This is a genomic window from Gordonia phosphorivorans (assembly GCF_042432625.1).
GTDB classification, from domain to species: Bacteria; Actinomycetota; Actinomycetes; order Mycobacteriales; family Mycobacteriaceae; genus Gordonia; species Gordonia phosphorivorans.
Window position 1 is genome coordinate 70,360 of sequence record NZ_JBHLWV010000024.1, and the last position, 12,930, is coordinate 83,289.

General features: G+C 69.1%; 10 protein-coding genes. 5 read left to right on the forward strand and 5 right to left on the reverse strand.

The window, feature by feature from the left end:
• The first annotated feature begins 76 nt into the window (after nt 1-76).
• Together ACFFJD_RS13810 and ACFFJD_RS13815 are read left to right on the forward strand one after the other, a co-directional pair.
• Nucleotides 77-592 (forward strand): nuclear transport factor 2 family protein, encoded by a 516-nt coding sequence (locus ACFFJD_RS13810; protein WP_382365109.1) that lies wholly within the window; start codon nt 77-79, stop codon nt 590-592.
• On the forward strand, nt 589-1,350 hold the full coding sequence (locus ACFFJD_RS13815; RefSeq protein WP_382365111.1) for an amidohydrolase family protein: 762 nt from the start codon (nt 589-591) through the stop codon (nt 1,348-1,350). Before ACFFJD_RS13810 ends, ACFFJD_RS13815 begins: the two co-directional genes overlap by 4 nt.
• A gap of 30 nt (nt 1,351-1,380) precedes the next feature.
• Here ACFFJD_RS13815 and ACFFJD_RS13820 read toward each other — a convergent pair whose 3' ends face one another.
• Both ACFFJD_RS13820 and cmtR read right to left on the reverse strand, forming a co-directional pair.
• Nucleotides 1,381-3,267, reverse strand: a complete 1,887-nt coding sequence (locus ACFFJD_RS13820) for a heavy metal translocating P-type ATPase (RefSeq protein WP_382365113.1) — start codon at nt 3,265-3,267, stop codon at nt 1,381-1,383.
• A complete protein-coding gene (cmtR, locus tag ACFFJD_RS13825) occupies nt 3,264-3,623 on the reverse strand; it encodes a Cd(II)/Pb(II)-sensing metalloregulatory transcriptional regulator CmtR (RefSeq protein WP_382365115.1) in 360 nt (119 codons plus the stop codon). The genes ACFFJD_RS13820 and cmtR overlap by 4 nt, the downstream gene beginning before the upstream one ends.
• An 87-nt stretch (nt 3,624-3,710) precedes the next feature.
• Between cmtR and ACFFJD_RS13830 the strand changes: the two genes are divergently transcribed.
• The gene (locus ACFFJD_RS13830) at nt 3,711-4,730 is read left to right on the forward strand and encodes an LLM class flavin-dependent oxidoreductase (RefSeq protein ID WP_382365117.1); all 1,020 of its coding nucleotides are present in this window, start codon (nt 3,711-3,713) and stop codon (nt 4,728-4,730) included.
• Nucleotides 4,731-4,891: 161 nt separating this feature from the next.
• Here ACFFJD_RS13830 and ACFFJD_RS13835 read toward each other — a convergent pair whose 3' ends face one another.
• Nucleotides 4,892-5,551, reverse strand: a complete 660-nt coding sequence (locus ACFFJD_RS13835; protein ID WP_382365120.1) for a TetR/AcrR family transcriptional regulator — start codon at nt 5,549-5,551, stop codon at nt 4,892-4,894.
• Nucleotides 5,552-5,632: 81 nt separating this feature from the next.
• Here ACFFJD_RS13835 and ACFFJD_RS13840 point away from each other — a divergent pair, with 81 nt between their 5' ends.
• Complete coding sequence (locus tag ACFFJD_RS13840; protein ID WP_382365122.1) at nt 5,633-7,822, forward strand: ABC transporter permease; 2,190 nt, start codon at nt 5,633-5,635, stop codon at nt 7,820-7,822.
• Nucleotides 7,823-7,951: 129 nt separating this feature from the next.
• A complete protein-coding gene (locus ACFFJD_RS13845) occupies nt 7,952-9,718 on the forward strand; it encodes an HNH endonuclease signature motif containing protein (RefSeq protein WP_382365124.1) in 1,767 nt (588 codons plus the stop codon).
• Between the two features lie 6 nt (nt 9,719-9,724).
• Here the strand turns inward: ACFFJD_RS13845 and nuoN are convergent, their stop codons facing one another.
• Both nuoN and ACFFJD_RS13855 read right to left on the reverse strand, forming a co-directional pair.
• Nucleotides 9,725-11,401 (reverse strand): NADH-quinone oxidoreductase subunit NuoN, encoded by a 1,677-nt coding sequence (nuoN, locus tag ACFFJD_RS13850; RefSeq protein ID WP_382365126.1) that lies wholly within the window; start codon nt 11,399-11,401, stop codon nt 9,725-9,727.
• Entirely contained in the window at nt 11,398-12,930 is a 1,533-nt protein-coding gene (locus ACFFJD_RS13855) for an NADH-quinone oxidoreductase subunit M (protein ID WP_382365168.1), read from the reverse strand. Before ACFFJD_RS13855 ends, nuoN begins: the two co-directional genes overlap by 4 nt.

Sequence of the window (12,930 nt, forward strand, 5' to 3'; positions counted from 1 at the left end):
ACACGTTCTAGTCAGATGCGTGGGTCGTTCGTCGGTATCTCCCCGGGGCCGTTGGCCCGGGCGATACCCTGCGGTCGTGACCGAATCCATCGTGCGGCGTGTCGCCGATCTTGAGGCCGCCGAGCAGATCAAGGCCCTGAAGTACCGGTACTGGCGGGCCTGTGACGGCAAGGATCCCGATGGATTCTCCGCCTGCTTCGTGTCAGATGGGGCGGTGATCGATTACGGCCGGATGGGTTCCTTCGACGATGCGGCCCCGATGGTGGAGATCTTCCGCCGGTTCGCGTGTGCGCAGGTCGGCGGCCGCTACGTAGTCCTCGACATGCACCACGGCACGCATCCGGTCATCGAGATCACCGGCCCGGACTCCGCGCGGGGCCGATGGTCGCTGCAGTTCCGCCAGCTCAACGTGCAGGCGCGGACCGAGACCCTGGCCGTCGGCGAGTACGACGACGAGTACGTGCGCGTGGACGGGCGGTGGCTGATGTCGGTGTGCCGTTTCACCGAGCAGTGGTCGCACGTGCGCCCGCTCGGCGCGGACGAGGTGGTGAACCAGGGGCGCGTGGCGGTCTCCGGGGCGGGGCCGGAGTGAACCCGGCGCCGCGGCTGTTCGACGCGCACCTGCACATCATCGATTCGGCGTATCCGCTGGTGGCGAACCACGGGTACCTGCCCGACGAGTTCACGATCGCCGACTATCGGGCGCGTGTAGACGGGCTGGGAGTGGTCGGCGGTGCGGTCGTCTCCGGATCGTTCCAGGCTTTCGACCAGGGCTATCTCGTCGATGCCCTCGGCGAACTCGGGCCGAACTACGTCGGGGTCACCCAGTTGCCCGCGGACACCGACGATGCGCGAATCCGGGAACTGCACGAGGCCGGGGTGCGCGCGGTGCGATTCAACCTGGTGCGCGGGGGATCGGCGGACCTCGACGACCTGGAGCTGCTGGCCCGCCGCGTCCACCACCTCGCCGGTTGGCACACCGAGTTCTACGTCGACGCATCCACCGTCGACGACGCGCTGGCCGCCCGCATCGCGGCGCTGCCCGCGGCCGTCGTCGATCACCTCGGCATGCACGCCGACGGGGTGCCCCGGCTGCTGTCCCTGGTGGAGCGGGGCGTCAAGGTCAAGGCCACCGGCTTCGGCCGCGTCGACCTCGACCCCGCCTCGGTGATCGCGGCGGTGGTGGCGGTGGACCCGACCGCACTGATGGTGGGCACCGACCTGCCGTCGACCCGGGCGCGCCGGCCGTTCCGCGACGACGATCTTGCGCTCGTGGCCCGGTCGGTTCCGGCCGAGGTGCTCGAGGACGTCTTCTGGAACAACGCGGCGGCGCTCTACCTGGGCAGATAGCGGATCGGTGCGGCCGGGCGACCCGCCTTGTCAGCTCGTGCGGGCGGCGCGGAGGGCGTTGAGGATGACGATCACCTCGGCGACCTCGTGCACCAGCACCACGGCGGCCAGGCCCAGGACGCCGAACAGTGCGAGCGGCAGCAAGATCGTGATGATCAGCAACGACAGGACGATGTTCTGGTGAATGATGCGTCGTGCGCGACGGGCGTGGTCGAACGCTCGGGGGAGTAGACGCAGGTCGTGTCCGGTGAAGGCGATGTCGGCGGACTCGATGGCGGCGTCCGAACCGGTCGCCCCCATCGCTATGCCGACGTCCGCCGCGGCCAGGGCCGGCGCATCGTTGATGCCGTCGCCGATCATCGCCACCGATCCGTGCGCGGCGAGTTCTCCGATGGCAGCGGCCTTGTCTTCGGGGCGCAGCTGGGAGCGGACGTCGCCGATCCCGGCCTGGGAAGCGAGGGTGCGGGCCGTCCGCGCGTTGTCGCCGGTCAGCATCGTCATCCCGATGCCCCGCTCGGCGAGCGTGCGGACCACGTCGGGGACTTCCGGTCGCAGTTCGTCGCGGACGCCGATCGCGGCCACCGGCAGGCCGTGGCGATGGACGATCACGACGGTCATGCCCTCGTGCTCCAGGTCGGCCACGCGGTTCCCGAGTGTCCCCGGATCGAACCAGCGGGGACTGCCGACGGTGATCCGCGCGCCGTCGACGACGCCCTCGAGGCCGTGTCCCGGAAGCTCGGTGACCTGCTCGGCAGCGGGGGTGGACGGGGCCGCGTCGAGGATCGCTGCGGCGAGGGGGTGGGAGCTGTGCTGCTCCAGTGCGGCCGCCCACTCCAGCGCCTGCGCCCGGGAGACGTCTCCGGCGGTCAGGACGGCGGCCACGGCGGGCCTGTTGCGAGTGAGGGTGCCGGTCTTGTCGACGGCGACGTGGCGCACCAGGCCGAATCGCTCGAATGCCGCACCGGACTTGATGATCACGCCGAACTCGCTGGCCGATCCGATCGCGGCCACCACGGTCAGCGGCACCGAGATCGCCAACGCGCACGGCGACGCCGCGACCAGGACGACGAGGGCACGAGTGATCCACAGGTCCGGGTCTCCGAACCACGAGCCGATGACCGCGACGAGGAGGGCGAGGATCAGTACGCCGGGGACCAACGGGCGGGCGATACGGTCCGCGAGGCGAGCGCGCTCGCCCTTCTCGTTCTGGGCTCGCTCCACCAGTTCGACGATGGTGGTCAGCGAATTGTCGATCCCGGCCGCCGTCGTCTCCACCTCCAGCGCGCCCGTGGTGTTGATCGCGCCGGCCGAGACCGCGGTGCCCGGCTCCACCTCGACCGGGATCGACTCGCCGGTGATCGCGGAGGTGTCCAGGCTGGAACGGCCGGCTCGCACGATTCCGTCGGTGGCTATCCGCTCACCGGGCCGGACCAGCAGGCGTTGGCCGACGCCGAGATCCTTCACCGCGACCTCGGCCGAACCGTGGTCGCGGCGGATGGTCGCGGTCTCCGGGACCAGCTTGAGCAGCGCGCGCAGCCCGCCGCGGGCGCGATCCATCGCCCGGTCTTCCAGTGCCTCGGCGATCGAGTACAGGAACGCCAGTGCCGCGGCCTCTTCGACATAGCCGAGGATCACCGCGCCGATCGCACTGATCGTCATCAGCAGCCCGATGCCGAGCTTGCCCTGCAGCAGCCTGCCGATCGCGCCCGGGGTGAACGTCGAGGCCCCGACGAGCAGGCCGATCCAGAACAGCACCAGTGCCGGAGTAGCGGCACCGGTCCAGGTCAGGATCAGTCCGGTGAGGAAGGCGGCACCGGAGAGCACCGGGAGCATGATCCCGGGGTCTCGCCACCACGGGCGGGCCGCTCCCGCGGTCTCGACCGCAGCGGCGGGCTCGCATCCGCATGCCGTGCTCACTCGACGGCTCCGGTGGGACAGCAGCCGGGCACGGTGCAGGAAACGTCGAGGCACGGCGCCTGCTCATCCACCGCCAGCGTCACGTCGACCAGGGCGAGGAGCGCCGCCGCGAGGTGCGGGTCGGCGATCTCATACCGGGTCTGGCGTCCTTCGGGCTCGGCAAGCACGATCCCGCAGTCGCGCAGGCAGGTCAGATGGTTGGACACGTTCGAGCGGGTCAGCCCCAGGTCTCGAGACAGGATCGCCGGGTAGCTCGGACCGTCGAGCAGTGTCATCAGGATCCGCGAACGCGTCGGATCGGCCATCGCCCGCCCCAGGCGGTTCATCACGTCGAGCCGCGAAGAAATGGTCAGCATTCACTGAATATACAGCGGTGGCTGAATAGTTCCGCCCGTGTGGACCGCCCGGGAATATAAGCGGACTGCGGTTCGGTTGGTGAAGGCATGAAGAAGATTGGCTTTCTGTCGTTCGGGCACTGGTCGCAGTCGCCGGGTTCGCACACGCGCACTGCCGCGGACACGCTGTTGCAGTCGATCGACCTGGCGGTGGCCGCCGAGGAGCTGGGCGCAGACGGCGCCTACTTCCGCGTGCATCACTTCGCCCGGCAGCTGGGCTCGCCGTTCCCGCTGCTGGCGGCGATCGGCGCCAAGACCTCTCGGATCGAGATCGGCACCGGCGTGATCGACATGCGTTACGAGAACCCGCTGTACATGGCCGAGGATGCGGGCGCGACGGACCTGATCTCCGGCGGGCGGCTGCAGCTGGGCATCTCGCGGGGATCGCCCGAGCAGGTGATCGAGGGCTACAAGTACTTCGGGTACGTTCCGGGTGAGGGGGAGACCGACGCGGACCTGGCGCGCCAGCACACCGCCGTCTTCCTGGATGTGGTGTCCGGGCGTCAGTTCGCCCAGCCCAACCCCCGGCCGATGTTCCCCAATCCGCCCGGGCTGCTCCGCGTCGAGCCGTATTCGGAGGGTCTGCGGGAGCGGATCTGGTGGGGATCGGGTTCGCGCGCGACGGCGGTGTGGACCGCGGAGCAGGGGATGAACATGATGTCGTCGACCCTGCTGACTGAGGACACCGGCGTGCCCTTCCACCAGCTGCAGGCCGAGCAGATCCAGCTCTTCCGGGACGAGTGGGCCAAGCACGACCACGGGTTCGAGCCGCGGGTGTCGGTCAGTCGCAGCATCTTCGCGCTGGTCGACGACAGGGATCGTGCCTACTTCGGTGGTCGCGGCGACGACCGGGACCAGGTGGGACGCATCGAGGGCGACGTGGCCCGCTTCGGCAAGTCGTATGCGGCCGAACCCGACGTGCTGATCGAGCAGTTGCGCGCGGACGAGGCGATCGCCGCGGCCGACACGCTGCTGCTGACGGTGCCGAACCAGTTGGGTGTGGAGTACAACGCCCACGTGATCGAGTCGATCCTGACCCACGTGGCACCGGCGCTGGGCTGGCGCTAGTCACACCCGGCCACCAGGTCGGTGGCGGCGGCGTGATGGCCGCATCGAGCGGCATTCCGAGGTCGGTTCGACGCGGTTCGGCTAGAAAGTGTCGAGAATCGGGGGGTCCGCGGGCATATTGCCCGCNCCGAACCCGCGGCGTTCGCGCACCCGGCGGCGGATCAGATGCCCAGGGGAGACCGCGGGGGATCGTAATGCCCGCCCGGTGACACCGGCGCCGCGATCATGCCGGCGATCGCGTCGATCAGGAAGACGCCGACCTCCTCCCAGGATCCCTCCTGGTCGCCGAGCGCGACGAGGCGCTCGAACTCGGCGCACACGCCCAGGAGCACCCCGGCCGCGATCTGCGCTCGCGCGTGCAGGATCCCGCGCGGCAGGTCGCCGAGGGTCGCGGACATGCGTGCGGTGAGGGCCTCGGGGTCGTCGGCGTCGGCCATGGCCTCTCGGGTCAGGGTGTCGGCCGACGGCAGCGTCCGCAGCTGAAACAAGAACCGTGCGCGCCACGCGGGCGCCGGCGTGCTGCGCAGTACGTGGACGTGCGGAAGCACCCAGCAGGCGATCAGTGCCCGGAGGTCGGTGGCATCGTCGAGGCGCTCGATCCGGGCCGTGCGCAGCGGCCCCACCTCGTCCATGTGGCGGCGCAACAGGGCGCTGATCAGCCCGTCTCTCGTCCCGAAGTGGTACGCGACGGCGGAATGATTGGCCGACCCCGCGCGCTCGGTGATCGCGCGATTGGAGACCGCCTCGACGCCGTGTAGCGCATAGAGTTCCTCGGCCGCATCCATCAACGCCTGCCTGGCCTTTTCGCTTCGACTCGTCATCACAACCTCCTACTCAGACTATTTTAAGACACATGGCGTAAATTAGCCAAGGTTCAGAGCTACCAAAGGAGCACTCGACCCATGATTGATGCCGAACGAGACGCCGCAGAGGAATCCGTGGCCGACGGCCCGGGTTCCGCGGACGCGGCCGTCGTCGACGCCGAGGCGTCGGCGGCTGCCGCGGCCAAGCGTGCGAAGGCCGAGAAGATCGGTCGTGTCGCGGCGATCTTCATCATGCCGCTCATTTTCGTCGGCATGATGATCACCGGCTACCTCGGTGCGATGACCTCACCGCAGCCGCGGGACATGCCCATCGCCGTGGCCGGCTCGGGGGCGGCCGCCTTCGCCGAAGCCCTGGGGAACGAGCAGCCCGACAGTACCGACGTGCGCGTCGTCGCCGACGCAGGCGAGGCGACTCGACTCGTCGTCGACCGTGACGTCGCGGCGGCCGTCGACGTCGACGCCGACGCCGGGTCCGCAGTGGTGTATTCCGCCACGGCGGCCGGAAGCTCCCAGTCGTCGGTGGTGACCCAGCTGGTGACGCCCACCGCGGTGGGTCTCGGCCTCGACGTCACGACGGAAGACCTGATGCCGCTGCCGGACAGCGATATGGCGGGCATGGGGGCGATGTTCTTGGCGACGGCCCTCGCCATGGCCGGGTACCTACCGTTCAGCTTCCTGGTCAGCAATTCGCCGGAACTGCTCCGCTTCCGGCGCATCGTCCCGCTCCTGGCGGGCTGGGCGGCCGTCATGGCTGGGCTCGTCTGGTTGGTCTCCGGCCCGATTCTGGGTGTCTTGCCGTCCGGCCACGCCGGATCGGTGCTCGCGATCGCGTGGCTGGTGGTCTTCGCCATCGGCGCGGTGCAACTGTTCTTCACCCGGATCTTCGGCGCGATGGCCGTGGTGGTGGGCCTGCTGTTCATCATGGTCTTGGGAGTGCCCGCTTCCAACATGGGCGTATCGGTGTATTCGATGCCCACCTTCTATCGGTATCTCCACGAGTTCTTACCGGTGCCCGCCGTCGGCGAGGCCATGCGCTCGGTGCTCTACTTCAACGGTGCCGGGGTCTGGCCCCACATCCTGGTGCTCGCGATCGGCGCCGCCGCGGGCCTGCTGCTGACCCTCGGGGTCGACGCCATCAAGCGTCATCGCAACCCGAATCCCAAGCCCATCACCATCAACATGCCGTCACTCCACGGCGGACCCCGCCCCAAGAACCCGGTCTGGCGATACGTGTCGCTCGTCGTCTTCCCCCTGCTGATGGTCGCGATGATGATCTCGGCGATGCTCGGCGCCATGGGCAGCCCGTCGCCCAAGGACATGCCGGTGGCCGTCGTCGGTCAGGGCGCGGCGCAGACGGTGCAGCAACTGGGTCGGCAGATGGGCGGCTCCTTCGACCTGACCATCGTGGACGCCGAGGAGCAGGCCCGGAGCCAGGTCGAGGACCGCGACGTCGCCGCAGCATTCCTGCTTCCCTCCGCCGAACGGCAGACGGCGACGCTGATCACCAACGAGGCCGCCGGGTCTTCGGCGCAGACGCTGCTGTCCAGCGTCTTCGCCAAGGTGGCCGACCAAATGGGTGTCCCATTGGCCGTCGACGACGTTGCCCCCTTGCCCGACCGCGACAGCAACGGCATCGCCAGCATGTACATCGCGATGGGCTGGATCCTCGCCGGGTTCATGATGATCGTGGTCGGCGCGAACTCTGCCCCGACCACCCGACCGCTGCGGGTCCTGCTCCCGCTCACCGTGGTCTACTCGGCCTTCATGTCCCTGCTCGTCTGGCTGATCGCGGCACCGATCACCGGCGCGGTCGAGGGCCGGTTCTGGCCGCTCTTCGGAATCGGCATGGTGGCGATCGCCTGCGTGGCCATGGTCGCCGCCGTGTTCGAGCGACTGTTGGGCATGTTCTCGATCATCCCCATCGTCGGAATCCTGATGTTCCTGGGAATGCCGGCGTCCAACGGTGCGATCTCGATCTACATGGTGCCGCAGGCTTTCCAGTCGCTTTACGGCGTGCTGCCGATGTCCGCAGCGGTCGAGGCCGTGCGATCGGTGTTGTATTTCCACGGCGACACGGTGGGTGGCAATCTCCTGGTCCTCGGGATCTGGGGTCTGATCGCCTTGCTCCTGGTGGTGCTCATCGACCGGCTCAAGCCGCCGAGCACGGTGATCGAGGAAGTGGTGATTCCCGATCCGATCGCCGCGCGCCGACCCCGCGGTGAGGAGCGCGCCGAGGACGAAGCGGGTGTGTCGGTGTCCGCGCCGTAGGCGACGTGCATCGGGCTTGTGAACAGGTCGAGTTCAGGCGCCGAATCTGTCGGAGGCTGGGCATACCATGTTTCTAGAACACCAGAACTAGGAAAAGGTGTGATGACTCGCTTGGGGAGGTGAGTAGCCATGACGCAGCGAACCGCGTCGATGTGGCCCGACGCCGACCTGACCGGCTGCGGCCTCCCCGGTCCCGGCACCGACCTCGCGAACCTGCCCACCGCGTGCGTCGTCGGCGCGATCGCCGCGACCAAGAACGGGCACTGCTTCCTGGATTGGCAGCTCTTTCAGTTCGCGTTGTCCATGCATTCCCGCGTCCGCGCCTCCAGCACCAATGTGGTGGCGACCCAGAAGTCGATCCTGGATCTGGAATCCCAGACCGCGCTGGAGCTGCAGATGAGTCTGGAAAGTACCGAGTACGCCGCTCGTGTCCTGCTCCTGGACGCGTTCGACGCTCGTGATCGGTTGCCGCGCGTCTACGCGACCATGCGCCTGGGCCTGATCGACCGCGACCGCTTCCATCGGATCGCCCATGAAACCCGACTCGTCGTCGACGAAGACATCATGGCCAAGATCGACGCCCTGATCGCCGCCGAAATCCTGGGTGCCCAGCGCGGCTACACCTGCATCTCGGTCACTAAGACCGGCGCAATGGCCCGCCGCCATGTCGCCGAACAGGATCCCGATGCCGCGCGCCGCGAACGCGAGGGCGCCAAAGACGGCCGCAGCCTCGGCCACCAGGCCCTTGAAGCGGGCATGGCGCAGCTGTTCCTCACCGCCACCGCCGAGGACGTCCGCCTCGCACGGCAGATGCTCGACGCGGTGATCGCCGGTCGCTGCCCCGCAGATCCGCGCACCAAGACTCAAGCCCGCTCGGACGCGGCCATCGCGCTCCTGCAACGCAAGCAGTTCACGTGCGCCTGCGATAGCGAGGGCTGCACCGCGGCAATCAGCGACGTCGAGTTGGACGCACGTGCGGCCCGCATCGTCGTCCACGTGCTCTGCGACGCGACCACGCTGGAAGGTGGCGATAAGTGCGGATACCTCGACGGGCACGGCCCGATCTCGGCGGAGCATGTGCGAGAGATCGCGAACCGTGGCGACGCCGTCATCCACCAGCACCGCCTCGATGACCTGCTCGAAGCCAGCCCTGCCGACGGTCGCAGTGCGCACGAGCATCCCGATGAGGCGGCGCTGCATCGACGAGCACCCCGCTCCGAAACCCCGGACGAGCGCCGGGGCGATGACTCACGGCCCGAGACCGAAAACGGCGGTGAACCGGCCGCGGTGATCGCCAAGACCTCGTTGCCGAGCGACCCGTACCGCCCGAATCTGCTGACCGACCTCATCGCGCGCTTCCTGTGGGGCACCTGCTCGATCCCGGGTTGCGAGCGCGCGGCGTTCGCCTGCGATCTGGACCACGTGGCCGAGTTCGACAACGTCCGACCCGACCTCGGCGGGCCCACCTGCGTTTGCAACCTGTTGCCCAAGTGCCGCTATCACCATTTGGTGAAAACAAATCTGGAGGGCTTCGTCGACGACCTGTGGATCGACTCCAGCGGGCGCTATCACTCCAGCGTCACCACCCCGATGGGACAGACGGTAGAGGTGCTCGCGCCGAATCAGTGGCTGATCCCGAGGCTGGCCGACCTGCGCTGCACGCACCAACTCGCCGGACAACACGCGACCGGAATCGCGAGCGGCACCGTCGCAGAAGGTCCGCAGCGCGCCCGCACGCGGACCGCAGCCAAGCATGCCCGGCGTCGCGCCGAACGCAGGGCCAACCACGATCGTCGCCTCGCCGAGCTGTCCGAGCTACCCGAACAACTCCCGGAGCCCGAACCCGAACCCGCCGTCGACGACGAGTACGACGCCTGCGACGAGCCGCCGTTCTGAGTGGGTTCAGGTCAGGAACGACGAGGCCGCGGCGGCCAAGTCGAGCACCGGCTGGGGGAAGACACCGAGGACCACGGTGACCGCGACGCACAGTGCGATCGGCACCGTGGTCAACGGGCTCGGCGTCAGCACCCCGGGCGCATCCGGGCGCGCCGGGGCGAAGAACATCGACACGATCACCCGCACATAGAAGTAGGCGGCGATCGCGCTGCACAGCACGCCGACGATCACCAGGGCCCAGGCCCCGGTGGCGCCTGCGGCAGCGAAGACCACGAACTTGCCGAGGAAGCCGCTGGTGAGCGGAATGCCCGCGAACGACAGCAGCAGCAGCGACATCAGCAGGCCCACCACGGGACGTCGTCGGCCCAGCCCGGCCCAGGCATCCAGCGCCGATTCCTCCCGGCCGGTCTCGTCGCGCACCACCGCCAGCAGGGCGAACGCCCCGAACGCCGCGAAGGCGTACGCGGCGATGTAGAACAGGGTGCTGCTCACGCCGTCGTCGGTGAGGGTGATGGCGCCTACCAGCGCGAAGCCCACGTGGCTGACCGACGAATAGGCCAGCATCCGTTTGATGTCCTGCTGGGTCACCGCCATGATCGTGGCGAGCACCATGGTGGCGATGGCCACCGCCCACAGGGCCGGCCGCCAGTCGTTCTCCAGCCCGGGGAAGGCCACGTGCAGCACCCGCAGGAGCGCGCCGAAGGCCGCGACCTTGGTGGCCGAGGCCATCAGCGCCGTCACCGGGGTGGGCGCCCCCTGGTAGACGTCGGGCACCCACGACCCGAACGGGACGGCACCGACCTTGAACAGCAGCCCGACCACCACCAACACCACCGCGATCAGCGCGAGGGTGCGGTCGGCGGTGCCGTCGGCGATGGACCGCCCGATCTCGTGCAGGGACAGCGAACCGGTGGCCCCGTACGCGAAGGCGGTGCCGAACAGGAAGATCGCCGACGCGAACGCGCCCAGCAGGAAGTACTTTAGCGAGGCCTCCTGGGACAGCAGCCGACGGCGCCGGGAGAGGGCGCACAGCAGATACAGCGGCAGCGACAGCACTTCGAGGGCGATGAACATCGTCAGCAGGTCGCCGGCGGCGCCGAAGAGCATCATGCCGCCGACGGCGAACAGCGTGAGCGGATACACCTCCGTGGTGAACCAGCGGCTGCGCCCGGCGAGCAGTTCGTCGACCGACCCGGGCATGGTGGCCGCCGCGGGGGTGAAGGCGTCGGCGGGCAGCGCGCGATCGTCGGTGTCGTCGGCCCCGGAGCCGACGTCCGCGCCGGGACCGCCACCGACCGCGATCCGGGCGCCGGCGGCCGACTGCACCTGCGCCGTCGCCCACACCCGGTCGAGTCGGCGTTCGCCCATGAAGGCCACCGACGCGGCTGCGACCAGCAGAATCGTGCCCTGCAGGAACAGTGCGGGGCCGTCGATGATCACCGCGCCGGCCATGGTGGCCCGCGACCGTGCGCCGTCGGCCACGGCCACCGCGACGGTCAGGGCGAACGCCGCGAGAACCCCGACGAGTCCGGTGGCCAGCTGCACGCGATAGCGGACCGCGACGTCGCGGACGAAGGCCTCGACCAGGACGCCGAGCACCGCCGCCCCGAAGACGATCAGCATGGGGGACAACCGGAAGTAGTCGATGCTCGGCGGCGCGACGGCGAGGACGAGGGTGGTCATCGCTGGACCTCCGTACTGATGGTGGCCGCGACCGCCGGGTTCACGAAGTCCAAGACCAGGCCGGGGAAGAAGCCCAGGACCAGCAGCGCCGCCACCAGCGGGGCCACCACCGACTTCTGCCGCAACGTCAGGTCGCGCAGCGGGCCGGGTTGGCGGACCGGACCACCGAACACGCGCTGGTAGGTCCACAGGATGTACAGCGCCGACAGCACCAGGGCCAGGGCGGCGAGGATCGCGGCGGCCGGGTAGCGCAGGTAGGTGCCGATCAGGACCAGGAATTCGCTGACGAACGGGGCCAGCCCCGGGAGGGACAGGGTGGCCAGACCGGCCACCAGGAAGGTGCCGGCCAACACCGGCGCCACCTTCGCGACGCCTCCGTAGTCGCCGATGAGCCGACTGCCGCGCTGGGTCACCAGGAACCCGGCGACCAGGAACAACGCGGCTGTGGAGATGCCGTGGTTGACCATGTACAGGGTCGAACCGCTCTGGCCCTGACTGGTGAGCGCGAAGATGCCGAGCACGATGAACCCGAAGTGCGAGATGGACGTGTACGCGATCAGCCGCATGAGGTCGCTCTGGCCGATGGCCAGCACCGCGCCGTACAGGATCGAGATCACCGCGAGCGTCGAGACCAGCGGGGCGAAGGTCGCCGCCGATTCCGGGAACAGCCCGAGGCAGAAGCGCAGCATCGCGAAGGTGCCGACCTTGTCCATCACCGCCATCATCATCACCGCGCTCGCGGGGGTGGCCGCCACCGCGGCGTCGGGCAGCCAACCGTGCACCGGCCACAGCGGCGCCTTGACGGCGAAGGCGAACAGGAAACCGAGGAACAGCCAGTTCAGCGTGCTCGACGACGCGTCGAGGCCCTCGCCGGCGGCGAGTGCCTGCAGCGCGGTGAACGAGAACGTGCCGTCGCCGCTGCGGGCGGAGACCACGTACAGGCCGATGAGCGCGGCCAGCATGACCAGGCCGCCGAGCAGGTTGTACAGCAGGAAGCGCACGGCGGCGCGCGAACCGAAGGTGTCCGACGGACCGCCCGGCCCGCGATGCGGACGGTCGGTCCCGAAGCCGCCGATGAGGAAGTACATCGGGATCAGCATGGCCTCGAAGACCAGGTAGAACAGCAGCAGATCGGTGGCCACGAAACTCATCAGGACCATCGACTCGACGGCGAGGAGCAGGGCGACGTAGGCGTGCACGCTGCGGGTGGAGCGGCCGCCGTCGTGCCAGCCGGCCAGCAGCAGCAAGGGCGTCAGGCAGGCGGTGAGCAGAATCAGCGCCAACCCGATGCCGTCGAGGGCCAGCGAGTAGCGCGCGCCGATCGCCGGGATCCAACTGACGTCCTCGGTCAGCTGGAACCGGCCGCCGTCGGCGTCGAAGGCCACCGCGAGACCCACGGCCCAGCCCGCGGTCACCAGCGCCGCACCCACCCCCAGTCGTTTGACCCCCTCGGTGGCACTCGCGGGCAGCAGCACCGCCGCCACGGAGGCGACGGCCGGAATCAACCACAGCACGGTGAGCCAGGGCAT

Bases quoted from the DNA above. Each gene is read 5' to 3' on its own strand.
- cmtR (WP_382365115.1), bottom strand. From the start codon at position 3,623: ATGCTGACCATTTCTTCGCGGCTCGACGTGATGAACCGCCTGGGGCGG.
- ACFFJD_RS13830 (WP_382365117.1), top strand. From the start codon at position 3,711: ATGAAGAAGATTGGCTTTCTGTCGTTCGGGCACTGGTCGCAGTCGCCG.
- ACFFJD_RS13835 (WP_382365120.1), bottom strand. From the start codon at position 5,551: ATGACGAGTCGAAGCGAAAAGGCCAGGCAGGCGTTGATGGATGCGGCC.
- ACFFJD_RS13840 (WP_382365122.1), top strand. From the start codon at position 5,633: ATGATTGATGCCGAACGAGACGCCGCAGAGGAATCCGTGGCCGACGGC.
- ACFFJD_RS13845 (WP_382365124.1), top strand. From the start codon at position 7,952: ATGACGCAGCGAACCGCGTCGATGTGGCCCGACGCCGACCTGACCGGC.
- nuoN (WP_382365126.1), bottom strand. From the start codon at position 11,401: ATGACCACCCTCGTCCTCGCCGTCGCGCCGCCGAGCATCGACTACTTC.
- ACFFJD_RS13855 (WP_382365168.1), bottom strand. From the start codon at position 12,930: ATGCCCTGGCTCACCGTGCTGTGGTTGATTCCGGCCGTCGCCTCCGTG.